Origin of the sequence: Luteolibacter yonseiensis, assembly GCF_016595465.1 — a bacterium.
Classification (GTDB): Bacteria; Verrucomicrobiota; Verrucomicrobiia; order Verrucomicrobiales; family Akkermansiaceae; genus Luteolibacter; species Luteolibacter yonseiensis.
The window spans coordinates 271,434-298,243 of the sequence record NZ_JAENIK010000012.1 but is presented as its reverse complement, the minus strand read 5'-3'; the positions used below and the strand labels follow the sequence as shown (position 1 = coordinate 298,243).

Sequence of the window (26,810 nt, the reverse complement as noted above, 5' to 3'; positions counted from 1 at the left end):
ACATTTTTATTTTCAATAATAAATAAGATTTCAACCGATCGACATCAAACTGTCTGACAAGGTTTGCAGGCCTCCATCGCCATCGAAATCATCGCCGGAATCATGAAATCCCGTATCTGCCGCACCGTTACGCAATGACGTTATATGGCCGATTTTGATTGAGTTACGACGACTTCAGGGCAAATTTGCTGTGTCTCCCAACCCCCACCCCCTAAAATCATGCGCATCCCACACAACTCAATTCTCACCGCCGCGCTCGGACTCATCGCCGTCGGCGGCATTTCCTCCGCCATCGCAGCACCTTCCTTCTACTGGCGCGGTGGCAATGGCAACTGGAACAACAATGCAAATTGGGCGGACCTGACCCAATGGCAGAACACCGCATACAACCCGGGGAACTACGGAGTGGTTGCCTTCAATGCTCCAGGTTCCACCGCCACTTCACAGACCATCACTTTTGATCTTCCATCTTGGAGCACGTTCGATGGCATGGAGTTCAACACTGCGGCTTCCACCTCCATCATCGGCGGATCCTCAAGCAATGAGATGAGGCTTTACAAGAGCATCACCGTCAATTCCGGCGCTGGTGCGGTCAACATCGGTTCCACGGTCAACGGCCAGCAGCTCAACCTCAAGCTCAACAGCGAGGCGAACACCTGGACGAACAATTCTTCCAACGGCCTCAACGTCCAGAACAATCTGGCGATCGGCAACCACAGCATGCTCACGGTCAATGGTTCGGGTAACACCACCGTCCAAGGTGTCGTTTCCCAGTCCCAGGCGAACAACGTGACCACCCCGAACGATCACTCGAATGGTCTTACCAAAACCGGCACCGGCACATTGACGCTGAATGGGAACAACACCTATGTCGGCGTTACAAACGTCACTGGTGGCACCCTCGCCGTGAACGGTGACTCCAGCGCCGCCACCGGCATCGTCAAGGTCAGCGGTGCGGGCACGGCCCTCGTCGGGAACGGCACCGTCGGCGGAAACACCACTCTCTCCAACGGAGCGACCCATTCGGCAGGTGGAATCGGCACTGTCGGCCTTCAAACCTTCGACAAGGCGGGAGCGGCCACAACGAATCTCACCTACGGCAGCGGCTCGATCTTCTCCTGGACTCTCGACACCGCCCTGACCCAAACCCGCGGCGTCGGTTACGATGCCGTGAATGTGACCGGAACCCTCGCAGGTTCCGCGGACTCGCTCTTCAAGGTCGACATCGGAAGCGGTTCGTTCGAAGACACCTTCTGGGACACCGCAAGGTCATGGAATGACATCTTCATGGGTGCGAATGGCGCGATCGCCGACTGGACCAGCATCTTCGGTGGCGGATTGGCTGCGATCAACACCAACGGCCAAGGTTCCTTCAGCTTCAGCGGCAACTCGCTCTCCTGGAACCCTGTGTATTCACCGGTTCCAGAGCCTACCGGTGCCCTCGCCGGCCTGTTGCTCGTCGCCGGAATCCTGCGCCGCCGCCGCACCGCATAATTCCTGACGCCCCGCGTCTCTTCTTCATCGCCAAGGGAGCTTCCGCCCCTTGGCGATTTTTTATTTGAGGCGATCCGCCACCTTTCTCAAACAGACCGATGATGGAGATTTCACTGGAAAAACCACATCAGCCTAGCATGGTCCGCGCATGGGGATGACTCGGTTTCAAAAACTGGCCACAGGAGCCTTGGTTTCCGTTCTGGTGCTGATGTTCGTCGGGGCGATTGTGAGGGTCACGGGGGCTGGCATGGGCTGTCCGGACTGGCCGACCTGCTGGGGCTGCCTCATTCCTCCGACCAAGGTGGAGGACGTGGATTTCTCCAAACTGCCGATCGAACGGTTCAAGAAGAAGGCCGCCAACATGGGGCGGGATCCGGACAGTATTTCGGTGGAGTCACTGCGACAGGAATTCAACCCACGGCATGTGTGGACCGAGTTCATCAACCGGATGTCAAGCATGCCGGTAGGGTTTTTCTCGCTCGCGACATTCATCGCCGCGTTCTGGCAAAGGCAGAAGAGGCCGCTGGTTTTCTGGATGGCCTTCACTTCGCTGGCGGTGGTGCTGATCAACGCCTGGATGGGTGCGCGGGTCGTCTACAGCGGCCTCGCGCCAGGAGTTCTGACCGCGCATCTCGCCCTGGCCATGAGCCTGCTGGGAACCCTCTGCTACTGTGCGTGGAGGGGAACGGATGATCCATGGCGGATCGGGATGAATACGGATGCCCTGGGGAAATCCAGGATCGCCGTGACAGTGCTGCTGGCAGTGATCCTGACGGAAGGAATCCTCGGTTCCCAGATCCGCGAAATGACGGACGAGCTGGCGAAATCCCACTCGAACGCCCCGCGATCGAGTTGGATCGCCGAATTGGAGCATTCGTGGGTTTATCTGTTTCACCGCAGCTTCTCCTGGGTGGTGCTTGTCGCCACCCTCTGGGCGTGGGCGCTGGCGAAGCGCCACCGGGTCGGTGGGGCGGGCAAGGTGGAGCGCACGGTGCTGGGGATTGTGATCGCCCAGATGGTGCTGGGACTGGTGATGGCGCAGGTCCACATCTATTCGTGGGTTCAGGTGCTTCACGTGGGACTCTCCGCCATTCTGCTTACCTTCGTGTGGCTTTGGAGATTCGGCTTGAGTGCCGGCCACCACCGGATCCCGTGAGTGTTGGCGGTCTCCCGCGAACGCATCCGCCGGCCTTCATCAAAATTTCACACCTTGGGGATTCCCAAACGCCGCGTCTGCGCTAGCGTTGCCATCAATCCATGGAAAATGCCACCGAAACGGAAGTCGCCGATGCAGCCAAACACCTGCGCTCGCTGTCCAGCGGGCTGAACCAGATCCTCTTCGGCCAGGAGGAATTGGTCGATCTCGTGATCACCGGCGTGCTGGCACGGGGGCACATCCTGCTGGAAGGCTTGCCGGGACTTGGCAAGACGGAGCTGGTCAAGGGACTGTCCAAGCTGCTCAGGCTCGGCACGAAGCGGGTACAGTTCACCCCAGATCTCCTGCCCGGCGACATCACCGGAAATCCGGTGCTCCAGGAAGTCGATGGGCGGCGCGAGTTCGTATTCCAACCGGGACCGCTGTTCACCAACATCGTGCTTGCGGATGAGATCAACCGCGCCTCGCCGAAAACCCAGTCAGCCTTGTTGGAGGCCATGCAGGAACGGCGGGTGACGGTCTTGGGAAAAACCCATGACCTGCCAAAGCCGTTTTTCGTGCTGGCCACCCAGAACCCGATCGAACTGGAAGGCACCTATCCATTGCCCGAGGCGCAGCTCGACCGCTTCCTCTTCAAACTGGAGGTCACCCGCAATGATGTGGCAACCCTTCAACGGATCGTCTCCCAGCGGGAGCTCGGCACGGATCCGCATGTGGATCCGGTGATGACCGAGGAGACGCTTGTCCACCTGCTGGAGCTTGTTAGAAAAATCTATCTGCCCGACGTGGTGGCGAACTACATCGCCCGCCTCGTGGACGCCAGCCATCCCGGACAATCGTCCGCCTCGCGCGGCATCCGCTATGGGGCGAGCCCGCGGGCGGCGCTCGCGCTCGCGTCCGGAGCCAAGGCCCGCGCCCTGATGCAGGAGCGGACGAACGCGAGCTTCGAAGACGTGAAAGCCATCGCCACCGCCGTGCTGCGACACCGTATCGTGCTCGATTACAACGCGCGGGTGGAAGGCCACACGACCAATGACATCGTGCGCGCCCTGTTGGAGGAAGTTCCGTTCCAAGCGGCGGCGACTCCGAAAAACCTGCGGTCCGCCTGAGTCTTTTTTCACGAAAAGGCCGCACCTCCCCCACCCTGCTCCATCGCCACCCATCCAGACGATCATGCTCAGATTTCTCCTGTTCCTCGCTCTCGCATTCCAAGCTTCCGCACAAGACACGATGATCCGCGAGGTGTTCGACACCGGCACGGACACCCATGTCGAAGTGCTGGCCCTCTTCACCAAGCCCTCTCCAGGCGGTTATTTCCCCGTGCGGGTGAAGATTGCCAACAATCTGAAATCGGACCGTTCGATCCGGCTGGATTTCACCAGCAGCCAGAACTATGATGACCGGCTGCAGACGAAGTCCTCGTTCGACTTCAGCGCGGGGGCCGGGAAAACCGTCGTCCGCGACATTGTGGTACCGTTGAGCCCACCGAATGGCTATTACGCCAACAATCAGATCGAGGTGCGGATGAGCGGCTCTCTGGGCGATGCCGAAAACTCGATTTATGCGGAACTCGGCCCCGACCAGCCCGCCGTCCTGCTGAGCGAGGCGCTTTTCACTCCGAACGCATCCGCGCTTGATGCGGAGATCCTGAAAAAGATCGGCTCGTCGCATCGCGGGAGCAGCGAGTTCTCATCGAAGTTCGATCCCAAGCAACTGCCCGATGACTGGCTCGCCTTTTCGGGCTACGACAGCGTCATCATGACCGATGGGGATTGGACGAAGGTTCCGCCGGGCGCCAAAAACGCCATTCTCGCATGGGTCCGTCTGGGGGGACAGCTCATCGTCTATTCAAATTCACCTGTCGTACGGGCATCGCTCGGACTACCTGCTGAAACAGGCTACGGTTCCCTCCTGCTGGAAACCGTCTCCTCCGGATTTCCGAAGCTCGACGAGACCGAGGTCATCGAGCATGTCACAGACAACCTCGTGAAGCCGCGGCAGACCTCGCTGCGCAACGATTTCCGCGGTTCATGGCCGCTGCAGATTCATTTCGGTTCGCAGGCTTTCCGCTACGGACTCTTCATCGTTGTGTTGGTGATCTTCGGCATCCTCGTCGGCCCGGTGAACCTGTTTGTCTTCGCCAAGTCGGGCCAACGTCACAGGCTCTTCATCACCACCCCTCTCATTTCATTGGGAGCCAGCCTGGTCCTCATCATCCTCATCATCGCCCAAGACGGTTTCGGCGGCCGTGGCATGCGCCGGGTGCTGATGGAAGTGCGTCCGGACGGAGACCTGAACGCCGCCTATGTCCATCAGGAGCAGTTCTGCCGGACGGGTGTGATGACGGGTTCCCGTTTCACACTGGAAACCCCTGTGGCGATCCAGCCGGTCGCGATCGCCGGCAGCCGCTGGGCCCGCTTCACGGATGGCCCGGGAGCGAAGGGAAACCTCAATCTCCAGCCTGCCGACGGAAAGATTCTCGCGTCCGGCGATTGGTTCCAAAGCCGCTCCGAGCACGGACACACCCTGTCCGCTGTCGTATCCACCCGCGGCCGCATCGAAACGGCCGGCAGCCCCGGCAGCTACCTCTCAACGTTCGATTTCCCCCTCGAGACCCTCTATTTCATGGATGCCGGCAAACAATGGCACCGGGCGGAAAACATCACCACCGGCAAGCGGTTCACCATGACGCCCGTGGACGAAACCATGGTCCTTCCGGCTCTTACCAAAGAGGCGAACGCGTTCTCCCACCGGAACAACCAGTTCCTCGAACTTGCGAAAAACCGTCCCGGCCATTTCGTAGCCATCACCTCGCAGGCCCCGGGCATCGCCACGAATCCGGGCATCCGCTGGACCGAAACCCGTTCCGTCATCACGGGACCGGTTGTCGTCCCCTGACATCCGTACCGGAATACGAACACGGAAAACCAGAAACCTCTCTCAATGTCCGCTCTCAAGATCAACAATCTCTATCGCTACTTCGGCAATCTCCAGGCCGTCAACGGCGTCACGTTCGAGATTCCACACGGCTCGGTATGTGGCTTCGTCGGAGCCAATGGCGCCGGAAAAACCACGACCATGCGCATCCTCGCGACCCTGGACTATCCCACCCTCGGAACCGCCGAGGTATGCGGCATCAATGTGGTCCACCATCCGTCGGAAGTGAGGAGACTCATCGGCTGGATGCCGGACCACTTCGGGAACTACGAACACATGACCGTGCTCGAGTATCTGGACTTCTACGCCCGCGCCCTCGGCTACAAGGGAAAGGAACGCCGCCAACGCATCCAGGAGGTGATGGATTTCACCGACCTCGTTCCTCTCGCGGACCGCTTCTCCAACAAGCTGTCGAAAGGCATGACCCAGCGTCTCGGCCTGGGCCGCGCCCTGCTGCACGACCCTCAGGTGCTCATCATGGACGAGCCCGCGGCCGGACTGGATCCGAAGGCCCGCATCGAGCTGAAGCATCTCATCCGCGTCCTGGCCAAGGAGGGGAAGACAATCTTCATCTCCTCCCACATCCTTTCGGAACTGGGCGAGATGTGCGATTCCCTGCTGTTCATCAACAACGGCCGCATCGTCCACCACGGAGACGCTGAAACGCTGCGCCAGGGATCGGACGTCATGGGCGGAGTGCTCTATGACGTACAGGTGGATGGCAGGCCGGACGCCATTTCCGACTGGTGCGTGCTCCAGCAGAATGTGGAATTCCTCGAAGCCCGCAAACTGGGAGGACGCATCCGCATCGATACCGAAGATCCCGCGAAGGCTGCCGACGTGCTTGCCCGCATGGTCAAGGACGGCCTTCGGATCACCGAGTTCCACCGTGAACAACGGAACCTCGAGGACGCCTTCATCGATATCCTGGGCCGCCTCGACGCGGGCCAACCGGCGGTCGCCCCGCCACCGCTGCCGGTGGTCGAAGGCAGGGAAGACAAGGCGTGAGTTTCCATCGCAACGAGCTCCGAACCTCATCGAACAATTTCCCCAATTTCCAACTTCCAACACCCGACTTCCTTCCATGCCCGTCTCCCACCTGACTGATTTTTCCGACCGGCTGTCGCCCATGCTGGTGAAGGAGCTGCGCCAGGGAATGCGCGCCCGCAGCTTCACGATGCTGTTTCTCACCTTCCAACTGTTGCTCGCCTTCATCCTGCTCATCGCCGGATCCCTCGCCGGCTCGGAGGACGCCGGGTCCATCGTCTCCGGCGTGATCTTCACGATGTTCGTCTTCGCGACCCTTTTCATCCAACCCATGCGGGGAAACACCGCCCTCTCCGGCGAAATTTCCGGCAACACGATCGAAATGATGGTGCTCACCCGCCTGAGCGCGTCACGCATCGTCTTGGGAAAATGGATCGCCCTCGTCAGCCAGTCCGCTTTGATCCTGATCACCATCATCCCCTACCTGATCCTGCGTTATTTCTACGGGGGCATGGTGTTGTTGGGTGAGATGGTCTTTCTCCTGCTGATTTTCCTGACATCCATGGCCCTCAGCGCGGTGACGGTCGGACTGTCGGGGAACTCGGCCAAGTTGCTCCGCGTGCTGCCGGTCATCGGATTCATTTTCATGATCCAGGCCGTCACGGGCCTGTTCTTCAGGGGCGGCGGCTTCAGCGAGTTCGTGAACTTCTGCACGCTGTCCGACTGGCCGAGCCGGGCCGCCATCCTGGGATATATCGTGTTCATCTCCTACATCAGCTGGTGCGCGCTTTCATACGGCACCTCGGTCATCGCACCCATCGCCGAAAACCATTCAACGGTGCGGCGTCTCGTCGCTCTCGTACTGGCGCTTGCCGCCGTGGCTGTCGGCAGCCATGATGACGTCAGTCCGATGGCCATGCCCGTCATCTTCGGAATCATCCTCGCTCCCGCCGTCGTCACCGCACTGACGGAAAAATCCACGCTGCTCCCACCCGTATGCGCTCCGTTTCTCAGACGGGGACTGCCCGGACAGATTGCCAGCATATTCCTGCTGCCGGGATGGCCCACCGGAATTTTCTACACGGCGCTGCTTCTCGCGATCAGCGTGTGCGGGATGGTTGTCGCCACGAGGGCGAATCCCGGATCATTCTACCCTATCGAGGCCCACATCGTCTCCCTCTCCATCCTGGGCGCTATTTTGCTTCCTGCCCTGCTCGCCTCGAACTTCAGCAGACAGGAAACCAAACGTTTCAACAACTTCATCATCTTCCTGCTCCTGTCGGGCATCATGTCGATCGGACTGATGATCATCACCAACACCAACCACAGCGAAAAGTATCTATGGTACTTCATCTGGAATCCGCTGGTTTTCATGCCCATGCTTGCCGAAAGCCAGTTCGCGAAAAGCCAGTTGCTGGACGCCGTTGTCATTGTTGATGCCGTGCTTCTCGCCCTCCTGCTGGTCACGGGAGTCGTCGCCTTCCGCCGCTACCGGGACGTTTTCCGGGATGCCAGGGAGGAGATCGCGAAGCAACGGACACCGCCTCCCTCGCCATGAATCTGACAACCCTCCAGTCCTGTCATTCCACCGCGCTCGCCGCCGCCGGACGCCTGCGCCTGCCATTGCGCTCGCGGGTGTGGAAATGCCAGTCGGGTGAATTCACGGGCGGTGGCACGGGATCGTCGATGGACTTCCAGGACCACCGGGCCTATTCGCCCGGCGACGATCCGCGGCACATCAACTGGCAGGCATACGCGCGCACCGGCAGCTACACCATGAAACTCTTCCGTGAGGAGGTGAGACCCGTGGTGGATCTCATCCTTGATGCTTCCGAGTCCATGTTCTTCGATGAAACGAAGGCGCGCCGCGTCGCCGAGATTTTTTATCTGGTCGCGGAAAGCTCCCAGGCGGCGGGGGCATCCCTCGCGCTTCACGCCGTCCGGGGCGACATCACCCGGACGCTCGATCCATCCACCCTGCGCTCCCACCAATGGCTGGAAACGGCACGAGCCCTCCCCGCCGGCGCCCCCGCCGCCGCGCCCGATCTCTCAAGGCTGCCGCTGCGTGCGAATGCGATCCGCGTATTCCTGTCCGACCTGCTTTTCCCCGCCGATCCGGATCCGTTGCTCCGCCACCTCGGGCAACGTCATGGATCCGTCGTCATCTTTTCCCCCTTCCTCGAATCCGAAGCACGCCCGGTCTGGTCCGGAAACTACGAATTCATCGACACCGAGAGAAAGTCCCATCACCCGCACCGCATCGAACCCGCCACCCTGCGCCGTTATCAGGAAGCCTATGTGAACCATTTCGCAGCATGGAAACAGCAGGCCCGCCACCACCAGACCGCCTTCGCCCGCATCCCGGTGGAGGAAGACCTCGCCACCGCGCTCTTCCGCGAGGCCGTGCCCGCCGGAGCGCTGGAGGCCGCCAGATGAGGTGTTAGATCATGGAATAATCCAGGCAGATTCCAATTTCATGGCACGAACCGTTCGTGCCTCCATGGACAGAGCCAAACGGCATCGACGACCTCCCGCCATACAACATCCCTTTCATACCCCTGATATGACAACTCACCGACTGCTGACAACGCTCAGCCTGCTCATCACCTTTTTGTTAAGCATTTCCTTCCAAAATCTCCACGCTGCGGCAGGAGATCTCGACCACCCCGATGTGAGCATCAACGGCACGATATTGACCACGGTGCTGCAGCCGGATGGAAAGATACTTGTCGGTGGTTCATTCACCTCCGCGCAGGGGGTGACTAGAAACCGCATCGCCAGGATCAATCCTGACGGAACGTTGGACAACGGCTTCAATCCGAATGCGAACAGCACCGTAGAAAGCATCGTGGTCCAGGCGGACGGAAAGATCATCATTGGAGGCTTCTTCACCAGTCTGCAGCCGGATGCCGGTGTCCCAAGCGTCACCCGGAACCGCATTGCCCGTCTCAATCCCGACGGCACGCTGGATACCGGTTTCAACCCCAATGCGAATGCCGAGGTCCTGAGCATGGCCGAGCAAACGGACGGCAAGATCGTGATCGTCGGACGGTTCACCTCGCTCCAGCCAAACGGAGCCACATCCGTAAGTGACCGCAACCGGATCGCACGGTTGAACGCGGACGGCACTCTCGACACCGCATTCAATGCTCCGATATATGGCAATGGCGGCGCTTACAGTCTGGCGATACAGGCGGACGGAAAAATCCTCGTCGTGGGCAGCTTCAGTTCCGTGGCCGGTGCCGGCCGCGGCAACATCGCGCGGTTGAATGCCAATGGTACCATCGATGCCACCTTCAATCCCAATGCGAGCGCTGCCGTCAACAGCATCGCGGTTCAGGCGGATGGAAAAATTCTGGTAGGAGGGGAATTCAATGTGATTGCCAATAATGTCCGCTCAGGCATCGCACGCCTGAATGCCAATGGAACGGTGGACACCGGTTTCAATCCCAATGCCAACAACAGGGTCTACAGCATGGCGTTGCAGGCGGACGGGAGAATCCTGATCGCGGGCCACTTCACCACGCTCAAGCCCGTCGGTTCGGCCACGGCCATCCCACGCAATTACATCGCCCGCCTCGAACCGAACGGCACGCTGGACATGGGGTTCGATCCCAAAGCCGACAACCATGTCAACTGTGTCGCCTTGCAAGCGGATGGAGGAATTCTTTTAGGCGGAAGCTTCACCACACTCCAGCCGAACGGAAGCGGCGCTCCGGTTCCCCAGGCCCGCTTTGCCAGACTTCAAAACGATCCGGCCACGCGGACTTTGACCGTGCCCACGGGTAACCAGGTTTTACTGACATCCGGCGGCAGCGCGCCGGAATTCGTCAGGGTCGGCTTCCAGTTGAGCACCGACGGTGGAGATACCTGGACCTTTCTCGGAGCGGGAGCATTTCTGGGAGCATCGGGAGGCTGGCGTCTCTATGACCTTGCGCTGCCAGCCGCCGGCATGATCCGCGCGCTCGGGGTTACGAGCGATGGGAACGGCAGCACGGGCGGGATCATCTCCTCCGTGGCAAGTTTCAACAATCCTCCGGCCCTTCCGAAAATCGCCGTTTTCACCGGCGGCAGTACCGCTTATGCGGATGAGAGGGCGAGCGGCGCTACCGCCCCTCAGTTCCCATCCACCGCCGTCGGCATTACCAGCGTCGCGCAGACTTTCACCATCAGGAATACCGGACTCGCACCACTCACGGGACTGGCGTTGTCCGTGACAGGAACCAATCCCGGGGATTTCACGCCCGGCATGCCGCAGGCCACGCTGGCACCGGGAGCGACAACCACATTCACCGTCGCATTCTCCCCCACCGTCATGGGAGTTCGCAGCGCGGTGGTGAATCTAGTAAGCAACGACACGGATAAAAGCCCTTTCATCATCAACCTCCAGGGCACTGCCACCGCCGCCACCAATGCGAATCTCTCCGCCCTGGGTCTCAGTGCCGGCGTGCTGACACCGGCCTTCGATCCGGCGGTCACAACCTACAGCACCAATCTTCCTTATGAAATCAAGAACCTGTCGGTCACACCGGTCAAAGCCGAGATCAACGCCGGCATCGCCGTCCAAATCCATGGCGGAGACTTCATTCCGGCATCTTCCGGCAGCCCCAGTGATCCTCTGCCGCTCAAAGCCGGCCTGAACGAAATCGTCATCAGAGTGACCGCGCAAAACGGCAGGACGGTCAAGACCTACAACGTGACGGTCTTCCGCACCGGTGCCGTGCAGGGCAGCCTTGATCCGTTGATGGCGGACAGCGGCGTCGTTATAACAACCGTGACGCAACCGGATGGAAAGATCATCCTCGCCGGCGACTTTGAAAGCGTGGCCGGCATACCGCGCGGACACATCGCCCGGCTGAACGTGGATGGCACGGTGGATACCAGCTTCAATCCCACCGCCGACAATGTTGTCCGCGGTGTGGCCTTGCAACCGGACGGCAAGATCCTCATCTGCGGTTGGTTCACCTCGCTCAAACCGGAGGGGGCGACCGCCTCTACCGCCCGCAATCGCCTGGCCAGGCTTAATGCCGATGGCTCCGTGGATGCCGGCTTCGATCCCAATCCGAACGAATCCGTGCATTGCATGGTCTTGCGGCCGGATGGCAGGTTGTTGATCGGCGGCGACTTCACCACGCTGCAACCGAACGGAGCGGCCACCGGCACCGTGCGCAACCGCATCGCACAGTTGAATGCGGACGGCACGCTGGATGCCGGTTTCGATCCGAATGTGAACGACTCCGTCTGCAGCGTCGTACGGCAGCCTGATGGAAAGGTGCTGCTGGGCGGTTACTTCACCACCATCCAGCCCAATGGAGCCGCCTCCGCCATATCCCGAAACAACATCGCTCGGGTCAATGAGGACGGCAGTCTGGACACAACGTTTGATCCCAATGCCAACTCGAGGATCCTCTGCATGCTGGTGCAGCCGGATGGAAAAATATTGCTCGGCGGTGATTTCGCCACCCTCCAACCGAATGGAGCGGCAACCGCCACCACGCGCAACCGCATCGCCCGATTGAATGCGGACGGCACGCTGGACACCGGATTCAACCCGAACGCGGACTATTACGTATCCAGCATGACCATGGAGGTGAATGGAAGGATCCTGATATGTGGCGGATTTTCCTGGCTCCAACCAAACGATGCCGGGTCCGCCACGAGACGCAATAAAATCGCACGTCTCAATCCGGATGGCACCTTGGACATCGACTTTGATCCGAACCCCGATTCGGACGTCCTCAACGTGGCGCAGCAGGCGGATGGCAAGGTATTGCTGGGCGGCGGTTTTTCCGCGCTCTACCCAAATGGCTCGGTCGAGGGATTTCCACGCAGAGGTTTTGCCCGGATCATCAACGATCCCGCCACACAGCAGCTGACGGTGCCGGACGCAACCCGCATCCGGTGGATGCGCGGCGGTTCGTCCCCCGAAGTGGAACAGGTCACCTTTGAAATATCCACGGACAACGGAACGAGCTACACGCTCCTGGGCGCCGGCACACGCATCAATGGCGGCTGGCAGCTGACGGATCTTTCTTTGCCCGGCGGCCTGATCCGTGCCCGTGGCCGCACCTCCTGCGGTTGGAGAAACGGCTCCGCCGGCATGATGCAGACGATCATCACTTACGGCGTTTCTCCCGAACCCGAGATCTCCGTTTCAGGAAACAGCGTGGCCATCACCAACGGCAGCGTCGTCCCTTCCACTGCGGACAACACCGACTTCGGCACGGTCACGGTCTCCGGCATCGGTTCCACCCGCAGCCTTTCATTCATGATTTCCAATACGGGCGCGGCCGGCCTCGCGGTGGGAAATGTCACCATCAGTGGTGCGGACGCGGCGGACTTCACCGTGCTTCACCAGCCTGCCCCGACGGTCGCGGGTGGTGACAGCACGTCGTTCACGATCCTCTTCGATCCGAGTGCGACAGGCCCGCGCGAGGCGGTGGTGAGCTTCACCAATGGCGACGGGGACGAGGGCTCATTCCAGTTCAACATCCATGGCACCGGCTTCATTTCTAACGATGCGGATCTGGTTTCGCTGCATCCCAGCGTCGGGATGCTTGATCCGGTCTTTTCTGCCGACACCTTGTCATACTCCACCAGTGTCGCGTTTGGCCAGACCAGCATCGCGGTGACGCCCGTTCAAAAGGAAACCAATGCCAGCATCCGGGTCCGGGTGAATGGGGAAAGCTACGTGACCGTGGCCTCCGGCATATCCAGTGACGATTTGAACCTCATAGTGGGCTCCAACACCATCGAGGTCCGCGTCACAGCGCAGGATGGAGTGACGGTGAAAACATACACCGTGACCGTCACGCGCCGCCCCATGGGCCCTGGTGACCTGGATTCCCTTGTCGCCAATCCCGGCGGCAGTTTGTACGATTTCGGCACCACCTCCATCTATGCCACGGCGATCCAGCCTGACGGCAGGATCATCATTGCTGGAAATTTCACATCGGTTCAAAGCGTGCCGCGCAACGGCATCGCACGGCTCCATGCGGACGGTTCCCTTGACAGGGGCTTCGACCCCGGTGCCGATGGTTATGTCTTCTGTCTTGCCGTTCAAGCCGATGGAAAGATCATTCTGGGAGGCAGGTTCACCACGCTGCGGCCGAATGGCGCGGCGAATCCCACCAACCGCGGCTACATCGCGCGTCTCAATGCGGATGGAACGCTGGACCAGGATTTCCATGCTGCCGCGAACGCTGACGTCCGGAGTCTGGCAATACAGGCAGATGAAAAAATAATCATGGGCGGGTACTTCACGACAGTCCATTCAAGCGGCTCCACGGGAGGCGTCCGCAACCGCATCGCACGGCTCAATCCCGACGGAACAGTCGACCCGGTTTTCAATCCCACTGCGAACGCCTACGTCTCCAGTGTCGTGGTCCAATCCGACGGCAAGGTCCTGCTGGGTGGCTACTTCACCACACTCCAACCGAACGGCTCGGCTGTCGCCACCACACGCAACCGCATCGCCAGGGTGAATGCCGACGGCACTTTGGATCAGAACTTCGATCCCGGTGTGAATTCCGTGGTCAACAGCGTGTTGGTTCAGCCGGACGGCAAGATCCTGCTGGGTGGCGACTTCGGAACGTTTCTCCCACCCGCCATGGCCCCGGCGGTGAGACGGAACGGGATGGCGCGCCTCCACTCGGATGGCACGCTGGACATGGATTTCGATCCCAACTTCCACGGAAGAGTCTATTGCATGGCGCTGCAGGCAGATCACGGCATTCTTGTCGGCGGTGGGTTCATCATGCTCACACCCAATGGGGCCGATATTTCCACCAACCGCTCGTTCATCGCACGACTTCAAGCCGACGGAAACGTCGATCCCGGATTCAATCCCGGAGCGGATGGAAACGTGTTCTGCGTGGCGCAGCAGACAGACGGGCAGGTGTTGTTCGGCGGAGGGTTCAACAAATTCCAACCGAATGCCGTGCAATTTCCCGTTTCCCGCGTGCGCATCGCCCGCATCATCAACTCTCCCGCGACACAAACCTTGGAAGTTCCGGATGCGACACAAGTAACGTGGACACGTGGCGGCAGTTCGCCGGAAGTCTCACATGTCACGTTGGAACTGAGCACGGACGGTGGTAAAAACTATACTCCTTTGGGCAAAGCGACCCGGGTGGGAACCACGGCGGATTGGCGGCTCACGGGCTTGAACCTTCCCACCGGCGGTTTGTTGCGGGCCCGCGGCCGGATGGAGGGCTTCGGCACGAGTCTGGTGGAAACCGTGACAGCTTTCGGAAACGCCAGCACTCCCCTCGCGGCCTGGCGGCAGAGCCAGTTCGGCTCCCCCGCGAACACGGGGAACGGAGCGGACAACGCCGACTCCGACCATGACGGGCTCGCCAATCTCATCGAATACGCCTTCGGTCTCGATCCCAAGGCACCCGATGCCCACCAGCTTCCGCAACCTCTGCTTGTGGGAGGAGACCTCACCGCCACCTTCACCCCGCCCGCCGGGACCGGAGGCATCACCTACGGCGCGCAGTGGAGTGAAAACCTGACGGACTGGCACCCTGCGGCTGACATGAACACCACCCCGCAACGGACCTTCTCCGTGCCGATGGCGGACAGGAAGAAACTCTACATGCGTTTGACCGTCACCGCGCCATGATCCGGTCCGACTCCCAACACATGCTCCCGGCGGGGCGCAGTCATCCACAAGACATCTATTGAAACATGAAATTCCACCAAGCCAGCGATTCTCCTCGTGAAGCGGTTCCGTGGCATCCAATTTCATCCCGCGTCTGAATCAGCCTGTTCATGCCCACTCTCGCCAATCCTCTCGGACTCCTCGCCCTGCTCGGCATCCCCGCCGTGCTGGCGATCCATTTTCTCCAGAGGAAGGCCATCGAACTGCCTGTTTCGACACTTTTTCTTCTGGAACGCACCCGGCGCGACGCGGCGAGCGGCAGACGGCTCGAGCGCATCATTCCTTCCGTGCCATTATGGATGCAGTTGTTGGCGATCCTCCTGCTCGCGTGGTTCCTCGCCGAACCCCGTTTGCAAAAGGAGGGCAGCGTCCAGCGGATCGCCGTGGTGCTGGACTCCTCCGCTTCCATGGGTGTTTTCAAAAAAGAAGGAATCGAACGGCTGTCCGCGGTGCTGCCGGGTTTCCAAGGTCCCGCCTCGGCCATCGAGTTCACGGTCATCGAGTCCGCTCCCGGCCGGCCCCGGGTTTATGCGGGAGAATCATTGGATGAACTGAAAACGGCATTGGAAAAGTGGCAGCCGCTGGATGGACTGACCGATCCCACCCAGGCCCTCCGCCTCGCCCGTTCGCTCGTGGCCCGCGAGGGAACGGTGATCTACCTGACAGACACACCCGCCGAATCGCTGCCGTTCGGCGCCCGGATTCTCGCGGTTGGAGAAGCCATCGCCAACGTCGGATTCACCGGAGTCAGCTTCTCCACGGAGGAAGGTTCTCTCGTTTGGAAAGCTTTGGTAAGGAACTATTCGAAAACCCCCGTGGATCGCACATGGTCGCTGCAAACTTCCAACGGCAGCACGGAACCGCGGTCCTTCCGCCTTGAAGGCGGGGCCTTGGTCACCCTTCAGAGCGCTTTTCCCGAGGGGGCCGGAAATGTAAGGCTCGTCTTGTCCCCCGACAGGTTCACTCTGGACGACACCCTGCCGCTGGTCGCCCCCCAGCCGAAAAAAATCGAACTCTTCACCGCGACCTCTCCGGCCTTCGCCGATCTGACTGCGAAACTCCTTGAGGCGCTGGACCATGCGGCATCGACGAACGATGCCGCCACGGCGGATCTTGCGATCACCTCATATGACCCGTTGGACCCGGTGCCACCAAAAGGGAATTCCATCGTATTCGTGGAAGACAGCACCCGTACCGGAGCCTACCTCAAGGGAGGCATCGTCGCGGAGGCGGGCCCGCTGCTCGACGGACTCAACTGGCAGTCGTTGCTCGTCCGCGAGACCATCCAGCTCGAAAGGCTGCCCAGCGATAGCGTGCTGCTGTGGCAGGAGAAGCGGCCGTTGATCTTCCTCAGGGAAAAACCCGCGACCGACAAGCAACCCGCAACCCGGCAGCTTTGTTTCAATTTCGATCTCCGTCTTTCCAATGCCGAAAACCAACCGGCGTTCATCGTCCTGCTGCACCGCTTCGCCGAGTCCATCCGTGCTGCCAAGGTTTCGCCATCAAGGCTGAACCTGGAAACCGGCCAACCCCTGCGGATCACCAGCCTTCCCGGTGTTCCCCTTGAAGCGACGGTCACCGATCCGGTGGGGAAAAAACTCCCGGTTCCCGCCTCACTCATGCACGCGCCCGCCACGCCAGGTTTCCTGACGATCCGTCAGAACGAAACCACCCTGCTCGACGCGGCGGTCTCCTTCGCGGATACACGTGAGGCGGACTTCTCCGCCTGTGGAAAATCCGGTGCCGTCACGGACGCCAGCCAGTCCGGCATCCGGCGCCACACCCAACCTGATCCCCTCTGGCGTGTCTGGATCATCCTTTTGATCACCGCGCTGCTGGTATCATGGAGATTCAACACCCGCAAAACCGCCACCGCATGACGACCCGACGGAATGCCGCCAACGCTTTCTCCGAATCCGAAAGCCGGGACACCCATCTCCACCCATGACCTTCACCGCTCCGGAATACTTCCTCCTCATCCCCGCGCTCGCTCTGGCGGGGTGGTTCTGGCGCGGACTGAAGCTGCACGCGCCGTTGCGGGCTGCCCTGATGGTCCTTGCGATCGTCGCATTGGCGGAGCCGGTGATCCGGCATCAGCAGAACTCGCTGGATCTTTACGTTCTCCTGGACCGTTCCGATTCGACCGAAGATCTCATCGATAAAGGGCTGCCGGAATGGGAGAAGCTGTTGGAATCGTCCAAACCCGGCCACCGCGACACCCTTCATTTCATCAACTACGCCACGGAGGTCGCGGAAATGGGTGCGGACGGTTCGTCATTCACCGGGTCGCGCAAGCTCACGCAAACAGGGCTTGCCCTGCAATCCATCGCCGCACAAACCGATGAAAAACGTCCTTCGCGCGTGCTGGTCTTCACAGACGGTTATTCCACGGAGCCGCTCCAGGAAGCTTCCGGACAGTTGCAGGCACGCGGAATCCCGTTGGATTTCCGTCTGATCCGTGAGGAAAAGGAGAACGATTTCCGGATCGCACGCATCGGGTTTCCGGAGCGGGTTCAGGTGGGAGAACCGTTTTTGATCTCCATCACTGTCCGGGGAGCGGCGGATGGAGTGGTTCCCCTGATTTTGAGACGGAACGGGCAGACGTTGACCGAGTCGTCGGTCACACTCGCCAACGGCATCGGCACGGTGGAATTCACCGACCGCATCGCCCGTGGCGGCGGCTTCGAATACCAGGCTGAGATCCGCCCCGAAAACGACGCCCATCCGGGAAACAACCGGGCCACGCGCTGGATCGAGATCACCGGCGGCCCGCGCATCCTGCTGGCGACACGCTATCAGGATGACCCGGTCGCCAAGGCTCTGACGGCGATGAACTTCACGGTTGAAACCGTGAGTGACCCGTCCGCGTTGAAACCCGGACTTCTGGCCGGAGCACGGGCCGTGATCCTGAACAACGTGCCGGCCCATGAGATTCCCTCAGATTTCATGAAATCGCTGGATTTCTTCGTGCGCGAACAGGGTGGCGGCCTGATGATGGCTGGCGGGGACCATTCCTTCGGCTCCGGAGGATACTTCCAGTCCCCCATCGATGCCCTGTTGCCGGTGTCCATGGAGCTGAAGTCCGAACATCGCAAACTGGCGGTGGCGCTGGCCGTCGTGATGGACCGCTCCGGCTCGATGAGTGTCGAGGTCGGTGGCGGCAGGACCAAGATGGATCTCGCCAACTCCGGAGCGGCAAATGCCATCGATCTGCTGGGACCGCTGGACCAGGTCGCCGTGTTCGCCGTCGACAGCGAGCCGACGACGACGATTCCTTTGACAACCGTTGGCAACAGGAAACCCGAACTGATGGCGAGAACCCGCAAGATCCGTTCGGCAGGAGGCGGCATCTTCGTTTACAACGGACTCAAGGCCGCATGGGACGAGTTGAAAAAATCACCGGCGGGCACACGGCACGTCATCCTGTTTTCCGACGCGCAGGATTCAGAGGAACCGGGCGACTACAAGAATCTCATCAAGGAAATGACGGACAACAGCGCGTCCCTCTCCGTCATCGGACTGGGTACGGACAAGGATGTGGATTCCGCCCTTCTCGTCGATGTCGCGAAACGCGGAAACGGCCGGATCTTCTTTTCAGACCAGCCGATGGACATCCCCCGGATCTTCGCACAGGAAACCGTCACCATCGCCAGGTCCGCTTTCATCAAGGAGCCTGTCGGTGCCCAGGCGACCGGACGCTGGTCGGAGATCTCTCCGAAAGCCATCGACTGGTTCAAACAGGCGGACGGCTACAACCTCTCTTACGCCCGTGAGGATGCGACGGTTTCGCTGGTCTCCACGGACGAATATCTCGCGCCGCTGGTAGCCCACACACGACGCGGACTGGGAAGGAGCGCGGCGGTTTCATTTCCCCTGGGAGGAGAATTTTCGGAAACTGCCAGAAACTGGCCTGGCTACGGGGACTTTCTGCAGACGATGGGACGTTTCCTGATGGGCGAGGACACTCCGCCGGGCATCGCCCTGCGGCATCGCCTGGATGGCACGAGACTCACCCTCGACCTGCTCTACGATACCTCGCTGTGGTCTCAAAAACTTTCCGCTATGCCTCCGAAGGTCCGGCTGCAGGACGACATCGGCGGCGCCACGCTCGATCTGCCATGGAGGAGGATCGCACCGGGTCATTTCTCTCTGACACGCGATCTGGACGAGGGCAGCATCGTGCGCGGGGCAGTACAGGTGGGGGGGAACGCATTGCAGTTCGGCCCGTTGAGTGTCGGCTCATCCGTCGAATGGTCGTTCGACCCCGAACGGCTGGCGGAGTTGCGCACGGTTTCCAATCAGACCGGCGGCCGCGAGCTGCTGGATATTTCAAAAGCCTGGCAGCGGCCTCCTTTTGTCGCAGAGACTTCGCTGCGCCTCCCATTGGGGATCGCACTGGTGCTGCTCACGCTGGCGGAGGCCCTGCTCACGAGGACAGGGTGGAAAATGCCCATGCTCGCACTGCCCCGGCGGGCACCGGCTGCAAAGATCGGGAAGATCGTGAAACAGAAACCCCTCCCTGTGAAGGAGGTGACTCCCTCCCCCGAGGTGGAATCCGAAACAAGCCCCGCAGTCCCGCCGGAAGAGTCGTCGAGAAGCGCGCGGTTCCAGCGCGCAAAGGAGAGAAAATGAACCCATCGGATAATTGCTCGGGCCATCGGTATGACCGTCGATGCGATTTCCATTAACCGGGAGGGGAGATGGATATGCGATAAGCCGTTGCTTTCAGATTCACCAGATCGGTCGCATGGAAAATTCCGCTCCGTCCTGCCGATGAACTCGCTGCTTTTAAGGGCCTGGCCGTGAAGCGCCATCATTCTGACCTCCGTCCCGACGGGATCCAGGTCCTGCGGAAATCCCGGGAGTGTTGAAAATGCTCTGCTTCTGGTGTGGTAACAAAAAACGGAGCCCTCAACATCCTTGAGGGCCCCGCGCTAGATAGAGGTGTGTGCGGCCTTTACGGCACCGTGACCGGGATATATTGGGAGACCGACAGGCCGTCGAGATCGGTGGCGGTCACCTGAATGGTCGTGCTTCCCTTGGAAACAGCGGTGATGACCACATTCGTGCCATCAAGGACAGCCGTGGCGATGGAGGAATCCTGCGGAAGAACGCTGTAGGTGAGAATCGGAGCATCCACCACCGATGTGATCTTCACCAGTTGGGCTGGATCAAGGACGGCCGGTGCGGTGGGAGCATCCACCGGCAGGTCTGTTAACGGAACCACGTTCGCTCCGACCGTGATGTTATAATCCGCGGTGGGCAGGTCGTTGATGTTGTCCACCACCGTCATCCCGCTTGAAGGGACCCGGCCGAAAACCGTGAAACCGCCGTTGTCGCTGTCAAGACCAAGGGAATCCACGACATTCACGAAGAATTGCGAGGTCGCGCTGTTGGGCTGTCCTCCGACTTTCGCCATTGCGATGGTGCCGCGGACGTTCGAGAGCCCTGGCTCGTTCACCACGGTGCCGAAGGTGGGAATGCTCTTGAAACCATCGGCGGTGGTGTGGGTATATCCTCCACCCTGGACGACGAAGTTTGCCGGTGACCGATGGATGAAGCTGTTTTCGTAGCTCTTGGCATCAACGTATTTGAAGAAGTTTTCAACGGTCTTCGGTGTGGAGTCCGGATAAAGGATCACATCGAAGACTCCTTTCGTTGTCGTCACCCGAACCGCTTCATGCGTGTCCAGATCCGCGAATCTGCCCGTCAGCGGAACGGTTTGTGGCTTCGTGAGGGGAACGCTGACGACAGTGATGTGGGGTGGCAGGATGATCGGTTTCGTCCCCACCGAAGTCAGGACCAGGCTCCGCGTCGATACCGTGCCGTCGCTGAAGGTCACCTTCAGAGTGACGGTATAAGTTCCCGCGGTGGTGAGTTTCCCCGAGATCGTCCGGCTCGTGGAATTGTAAACCAGACCGGCGGGCAGTCCCGTTACGGTCATATTGGTGATTCCGGTGGGGAACGATGTCTGGATCGAGTAGAGAAACTGGTTTCCCGTCAGGATCGGGGGATTCAATTCGCTGATGAAACCGTGCTTGGTGAGTCCCTGGGCCGTTCCCGTGAACGTGGAGTATTCCTCACCGACGTTGCTGCGGACCTTGAATTCATACGTTTTTCCAGAGACCAGCTTGTCGACCTTGTAGGTGAGAACCTTCCCGGTGCTGACGCTTTTGAAGTCGGTCGCGCCCACTTCACGGTATTGGATCTGATACCCTGTGGCCACCTTGGAGGCACTCTTCCACGTAAGGGTGACAGAAGTGTCCGTAGGCAGGCTCGATACCAGATCGGTCGGGGCAATGAGCGGATTGGCCTTGGCCGAGACGACCGGAGTGAAACCCGTGTAGGTCTTGGTCGATCCGACAAAGCGGAACGCCCTGAGCTGGAACTGGTAGGTCCCATTGGGGGTGGCACCCGGGACGCTGGGAATGGAAGTCGTATCCGAGGAATACGGATCGAGGGGAGTGAACTTCGTATCGTCAGGTCCTTTGTATTGAAGTTCGTAGCCCGCTTCCGCGGTCGTGTTATCCTTCCATTTGAAGGAGAACTCCCCTTCCGCGACCGGTTGGACAACCAGACCGGTGGGAGCTTGGAACGCCACGGTCGTGGCGGAGACCTGGTTGGTATAAGCGGTGTATTTCAATGGATTGCCTACAGCACCCCTGACCCGGAACGAATATTTTTTCGTCGGTTCCAGCTTCGGAACAGGCACGTTGAATTGTATTCCGGGATCGGCCGACATGGCCGTCCATTTTTTTGCGGATGTCTCCTTGTATTCGATCACATATCCCGCCTCGGCGGTGGAGTTGTCTTTCCAACCGAGATGGACGCTGCCGTCTTCGATGGATTTCACCACGAGATTCGTGGGAGCCCCGGTTGTTTTGGATTTGAGCGCCGTCGCGGAGACAATCGCGGTTGGCTTCGAGAATTTCTCCAGAGCCGTCGCGCCGTTATAGGCCCGGATTTGGAAACTCAGGGTCTTTCCGGCCAGTTCGTTGGTCACGAGCACGAGCGAAGTGGCGTTCGGCTTCACATACATCCGGTAACGTTTCGGAGTCGTCTTTCCGACTGCGGCAAGAATCTCCCAACCGAGCTCGTTCGTGGAATTGTCTTTCCAAGTGAGCTGGAACGAGTTGATTCCCAAGGCTTTCACCTTCAGATCGGTTGGCGCTGCGGGAGCTGGGACCTCCGTGGCAGCCATGCCAAAGGAGGAGCCGCACACGGTGAGAACGGATAGCAAGGAAAGAGAGCGTCTGGACATGACAAGTGTGATGAGGATTACAGAAAAAACACGGCTGGCAAAGTGTTTTGCCGATTCAGATGGTACGGGAGTTCGGAAACCCCACCGTTTCATCCGTCGGAAGTCGTTTCTTGGATCATCTGCATATTGCTTAAGTAATCCTTAATACTTCATACCACAACATGTGGTATTAATTCCTGATGCCAAACACCACCACTAGCGCACATTTGATTTCATCAGTTGCAGATACCGGATGAGACGGTAGCTTGTTCCGCCCACTTCCCTCTCGGGCCCAACCTCCAACCCACCGTCTGGAATGTATCTGAAAACTCTCGAAATCCACGGCTTCAAGTCGTTCGCGGACAAAACCGTGTTCGAATTCGCCAAAGGGGTGACCGGCATCGTCGGTCCGAATGGTTGCGGCAAGTCCAATGTCGTCGACGCGATCCGCTGGGTGCTGGGCGAAACCTCGGCGAAAGCCCTGCGCGGCGGAGAAATGGCGGATGTCATTTTCAACGGGACGGAAAAGCGCAAACCGCTCGGCATGGCCGAGGTCACCCTGACGATGGGAGATTGCGAGGAAGCCCTGAAAGTGGATTATAACGAAGTTTCGCTGACCCGCCGTGTTTTCCGCGATGGTCGGTCGGAATACCGGATCAATGGCACTCTCTGCCGTTTGAAGGACATCCACGACCTGCTGATGGACACCGGGATCGGCCGCACCGCCTACTCGATCATGGCGCAGGGGCAGATCGACCAGATTCTTTCGTCCAAGCCGGAAGAACGCCGTGCGGTGTTCGAGGAAGCCGCCGGAATCACCAAATTCAAGCGCGAGAAAAAGGAAGCGCTGCGGAAACTCGAGTTCACCGAAGCGAACCTGCTACGGGTTTCCGATGTTCTTGCGGAACAGGAACGCCGGATGAATTCACTCCGCCGCCAGGTGGCCAAAGCACGCCGTTATCAGGCGCTCGCAGCCGATACCCGCGTGCTCGACACCCACCTGAGCCACAGGAAATTTGTGGAACTCACCGCCCAGCGCGACGAGCTGGTGGTCTCCATCCGTGGCCTGGAAGTCCGCGATACCGAGCTGGAAATGCAGCTTCCCGCCAAGGAGGAAGCGGTGACCGAGGCCCGGACCGCCGCCCGCATTTTCGAGGGCGAGCTCGCAGAACTCCGCCAGCGCCTCAACGAGCACCGCAACGCGCTGAATTCCGCATCCGGACGCATCAATTTCAATGAGGAGCGCAAGGCGGAGCTGGAATCCCGCATCCGCCAGAATCACGAGGACATCGCTGAAACACGGGAGAAACTTGCCAAGCAGGAGTTCGAATTCATCGCTGCGAACGAATCGCTGGACCAGTTGAGCCGCATCATCGCTGAAAAAGAGATCCAGCTTTCCGAACAGGAAACCCGGACGAGGGGCACCCGCGACGAACGTGAACGCATCGAGGCCTCCCTCCGTGAAACCCGTGGCGAGGCCAACCGCACGCAGCAGGTCATCGCCACCCTGCAGGCCAAGATCGAAAGCGCGCTCGCCCAGTTGGAAGGCAACCGCGAACGCGCCCGCCAGCTTGCCGACGAAGAGCAACGCCAGACGCTGGCCATCGAGGAATCCCGCTCCGAGCAATCCCGGATTTCCAACGAAGTCCAGGACACCGCCTCGATGCTGGACGAGCTGACGGAAGCATTCCAAGCCGCCGAGCGCACCTACCAGCACACCCGTGGTGATCTGGACGCAGCCCGCGCCGCCGCGGTCGAATCCAACAAGGTCCTGGCCCAGCGATCCGCCCGCTTCGACGCGGTGCGCCAGCTTGTCGAAAGCGGCGAAGGATTCGAGAAAGGCACCCAGAACGTGCTCAAGGGTCTCGGCCAGCCGGACACGTTCAAGCCCGGCATCCACGGCGTGCTTGCCTCATTCATCGAGGTGGAGAACACCTGCGCCCGTGCTGTGGAATCCGCCCTTGGAAACCACCTCCAGGCCGTGCTCGTCCAGGATCAGGCGACGGCGGAGGCGATCATCGGCCGCCTGACGGAAAAGCAGCTCGGCGTCGCCGCCGTCATTCCGGAAACCTTCGTCGGTCAATCCACCGGCACGCAGATGGAGGCTCTCCCGGAAGGTGCGACCGCATGGGCGCTCGATCGGGTGAAGTCCGACAAGCGGATCTCCAAGGTCATCGAGACGTTGCTCGAAAAGGTCCTCATCGTTCCGAACCAAGCCACCGCCCTGCGTCTCCGCGCGGCCCATCCCGGCGTCACCTTCGTGACACTCGCAGGCGTCATCCTCACCGGTGCGGGCATGCTCCGTGGAGGTGCCGGCACGGAGGGCAGCACCTCCGTTCTCGAACTCCAGAACGAAGCCCGCACGCTGGCCGCCGAGGTGGAGGCGCTGGCCGCGGCGGATGAGGCCGCGAGAAACCGCGTGACGCAACTGGAGTCCAGCCTTGAGCAGCTTCGTGAGGAGGTCGAGGTTTCGCGCGAGCGTCTCCAACGCCAGAAGGTCGATCTCTCCACCCTGCAGGGCCAGCTCAGCCTCGCCACCCGCGAGGTGGAAAACCTCGAAACCAAACTGGAGAACGTCCGATGGGAACGGGGCGAGCTTGAGAACCGCGAACGTACCGCCGCCGAAGGACGGGAGCACATGGAGAGCGAGCTCGCATCCTCCAGAGACCGGCTGGAAGCGCTCGAAAACGAGTCGCGCCGCCTGCAGTCCGAGTCGGATTCCATTGTCCGCCGCGAGCAGGACATCATCGAGGAACTCAACCAACTGCGGACCGAGCTCGCCGTCGAGCGCCGTGCCAAACAGTCCGCCGAAGAACAGCAGAAGCCGATGGAGGCCCGGCTGTCGGAACTCCGCGACGTCGCCATCCGCCGCGAAACGGAGATCGAATCCTTCGACCAACGCATCGAGGCGGCCCAGGCCGAGAACGCCCGGCTTTTGGAAGAATGCGAATCCCACCGCGCCGAAGTCGAGGATCTTCAAGTGGAGATCAACTCCCGCTCGGAAGGCCGCACCGCCCTGCTGGAAGCGATCGAAACCGCCGAGACCGTGCTTGCCGCGATCCGCCGCGACCACTCGCGCGTGAATGAACAGAAGGGGCGCGAGGAAGTCGCCTGCACCAAGCTGGACCTCCGTATCGAGAGCCTCGCGACGACGATTCAAGAACGCCATCAGGTCGATCTCACGACCTTCGAACCGGACGCCCACGCGCTTCTCGCCAGCATCGCTTCCCAGAAATCCATGCAAGGTCGTGGAGGCCGCCAGTCGATCGTCGCCGGCGACGAATCCGAGGAACACGACGATGAGATGCCCACCGTCGTCATCGACGGCACCAGCGAGGATGCGGTGGAGATCCCTGGCGAAATGACCGGCGAGCCGGACTGGGATTTCGTCGAGTCCATCGTGGCCGACATCAAGCGCCGCCTGGACGCGATGGGCCCGGTCAACCTCGACGCCATCGAGGAATTCGAGGAACTTGAGGAACGCTACAATTTCCTCAAGGGCCAGCACGACGACCTCGTCAATTCCAAGACCGAGTTGCTTGAGGTCATCGACCGCATCAACACGGAAACCCAGCGTCTGTTCGCCGAGACCTTCGCCCAGGTCAAAATCAACTTCCGTGAGATGTTCAAGGAGCTCTTCGGCGAGAAGGGAGAGGCGGACCTCACGCTGCTGGATGAAAGCGATCCGCTGGAATCCGGCATCGAAGTCACCGCGAAGCCGCCCGGCAAGAAGCTCCAGTCCATCACACTGCTCTCCGGTGGCGAACGCTCGATGACCGCGGTCGCCCTGCTGTTCTCGATCTACATGATCAAGCCCAGCCCGTTCTGCGTGCTCGACGAGCTCGACGCGCCGCTCGACGAATCGAACATCAACCGCTTCGTCAAGGTGCTGGATCGTTTCATCGACAACTCGCAGTTCATCATCGTCACCCACTCGAAGCGGACGATGGCCCGCGCGGACGTGATGTATGGCGTGACCATGGAGGAATTCGGGGTTTCCAAGCCGGTCGGCATGCGTCTCACCGCGGACGACGGCAAGGGCAACAAGACCGAGGCGAAAAGCGCCGCGCAGAAAGCCGCCCTCAGGCTGGACGCGTGATGGCGACCGTTGGGTCCCACAGGTAAAACATTCTCCAGACTGGAGAGGGAAACCGGGGGTGGTGCGGATGATCCGGGTGGATCCCGCACCGCCCTCAATTTTTACAGTCGCGGCGCCTTCATCCTGACGACCGCCGTTTCGGCCACCAGTCCGGCGCAACCTGCCAAGGACAGGACATGCATGCCGTGTGACGCTTGGAATGAACCCGCTGCAACAGGAAAATTCCCATCGC

Annotated in this window: 12 protein-coding genes; 11 read left to right on the top strand and 1 reads right to left on the bottom strand. The window is 60.3% G+C overall.

The genetic code is table 11. The features are described 5' to 3' along the window. The first annotated feature begins 219 nt into the window (after positions 1-219). From JIN84_RS16975 to JIN84_RS16930, 10 genes are all read left to right on the top strand, one after another. On the top strand, positions 220-1,494 hold the full coding sequence (locus JIN84_RS16975) for an autotransporter-associated beta strand repeat-containing protein (RefSeq protein WP_200352261.1): 1,275 nt from the start codon (positions 220-222) through the stop codon (positions 1,492-1,494). Between the two features lie 154 nt (positions 1,495-1,648). Continuing rightward, complete coding sequence (locus tag JIN84_RS16970) at positions 1,649-2,650, top strand: COX15/CtaA family protein (RefSeq protein WP_200352260.1); 1,002 nt, start codon at positions 1,649-1,651, stop codon at positions 2,648-2,650. 101 nt (positions 2,651-2,751) lie between these two features. Then, positions 2,752-3,759 carry an AAA family ATPase gene (locus JIN84_RS16965; RefSeq protein WP_200352259.1) on the top strand — a complete coding sequence of 336 codons (1,008 nt, stop codon included), beginning with the start codon at positions 2,752-2,754 and terminating at the stop codon, positions 3,757-3,759. 64 nt (positions 3,760-3,823) lie between these two features. Continuing rightward, on the top strand, positions 3,824-5,548 hold the full coding sequence (locus JIN84_RS16960; RefSeq protein ID WP_200352258.1) for a hypothetical protein: 1,725 nt from the start codon (positions 3,824-3,826) through the stop codon (positions 5,546-5,548). A 45-nt stretch (positions 5,549-5,593) separates the two neighbouring features. Further along, entirely contained in the window at positions 5,594-6,595 is a 1,002-nt protein-coding gene (locus JIN84_RS16955) for an ABC transporter ATP-binding protein (RefSeq protein ID WP_200352257.1), read from the top strand. Positions 6,596-6,671: 76 nt separating this feature from the next. Then, on the top strand, positions 6,672-8,132 hold the full coding sequence (locus JIN84_RS16950) for a hypothetical protein (RefSeq protein WP_200352256.1): 1,461 nt from the start codon (positions 6,672-6,674) through the stop codon (positions 8,130-8,132). Then, complete coding sequence (locus JIN84_RS16945; RefSeq protein ID WP_200352255.1) at positions 8,129-9,010, top strand: DUF58 domain-containing protein; 882 nt, start codon at positions 8,129-8,131, stop codon at positions 9,008-9,010. Before JIN84_RS16950 ends, JIN84_RS16945 begins: the two co-directional genes overlap by 4 nt. 127 nt (positions 9,011-9,137) lie before the next feature. Beyond that, entirely contained in the window at positions 9,138-15,200 is a 6,063-nt protein-coding gene (locus JIN84_RS16940; protein ID WP_200352254.1) for a choice-of-anchor D domain-containing protein, read from the top strand. A gap of 149 nt (positions 15,201-15,349) precedes the next feature. Next, positions 15,350-17,119, top strand: a complete 1,770-nt coding sequence (locus JIN84_RS16935; protein WP_200352253.1) for a vWA domain-containing protein — start codon at positions 15,350-15,352, stop codon at positions 17,117-17,119. Between the two features lie 64 nt (positions 17,120-17,183). Further along, positions 17,184-19,871, top strand: coding sequence for a vWA domain-containing protein (locus JIN84_RS16930; protein WP_200352252.1), 2,688 nt, complete (start codon positions 17,184-17,186; stop codon positions 19,869-19,871). 325 nt (positions 19,872-20,196) lie between these two features. Here JIN84_RS16930 and JIN84_RS16925 read toward each other — a convergent pair whose 3' ends face one another. After that, a complete protein-coding gene (locus tag JIN84_RS16925; protein ID WP_200352251.1) occupies positions 20,197-22,500 on the bottom strand; it encodes a peptidylprolyl isomerase in 2,304 nt (767 codons plus the stop codon). Positions 22,501-22,795: 295 nt separating this feature from the next. Between JIN84_RS16925 and smc the strand changes: the two genes are divergently transcribed. Then, on the top strand, positions 22,796-26,578 hold the full coding sequence (gene smc, locus JIN84_RS16920) for a chromosome segregation protein SMC (protein ID WP_200352250.1): 3,783 nt from the start codon (positions 22,796-22,798) through the stop codon (positions 26,576-26,578). Positions 26,579-26,810 lie beyond the last annotated feature (232 nt).

Coding starts and splice junctions, on each gene's coding strand:
- JIN84_RS16975 (WP_200352261.1), top strand. CDS start 220: ATGCGCATCCCACACAACTCAATTCTCACCGCCGCGCTCGGACTCATC.
- JIN84_RS16970 (WP_200352260.1), top strand. CDS start 1,649: ATGACTCGGTTTCAAAAACTGGCCACAGGAGCCTTGGTTTCCGTTCTG.
- JIN84_RS16965 (WP_200352259.1), top strand. CDS start 2,752: ATGGAAAATGCCACCGAAACGGAAGTCGCCGATGCAGCCAAACACCTG.
- JIN84_RS16960 (WP_200352258.1), top strand. CDS start 3,824: ATGCTCAGATTTCTCCTGTTCCTCGCTCTCGCATTCCAAGCTTCCGCA.
- JIN84_RS16955 (WP_200352257.1), top strand. CDS start 5,594: ATGTCCGCTCTCAAGATCAACAATCTCTATCGCTACTTCGGCAATCTC.
- JIN84_RS16950 (WP_200352256.1), top strand. CDS start 6,672: ATGCCCGTCTCCCACCTGACTGATTTTTCCGACCGGCTGTCGCCCATG.
- JIN84_RS16945 (WP_200352255.1), top strand. CDS start 8,129: ATGAATCTGACAACCCTCCAGTCCTGTCATTCCACCGCGCTCGCCGCC.
- JIN84_RS16940 (WP_200352254.1), top strand. CDS start 9,138: ATGACAACTCACCGACTGCTGACAACGCTCAGCCTGCTCATCACCTTT.
- JIN84_RS16935 (WP_200352253.1), top strand. CDS start 15,350: ATGCCCACTCTCGCCAATCCTCTCGGACTCCTCGCCCTGCTCGGCATC.
- JIN84_RS16930 (WP_200352252.1), top strand. CDS start 17,184: ATGACCTTCACCGCTCCGGAATACTTCCTCCTCATCCCCGCGCTCGCT.
- JIN84_RS16925 (WP_200352251.1), bottom strand. CDS start 22,500: ATGTCCAGACGCTCTCTTTCCTTGCTATCCGTTCTCACCGTGTGCGGC.
- smc (WP_200352250.1), top strand. CDS start 22,796: ATGTATCTGAAAACTCTCGAAATCCACGGCTTCAAGTCGTTCGCGGAC.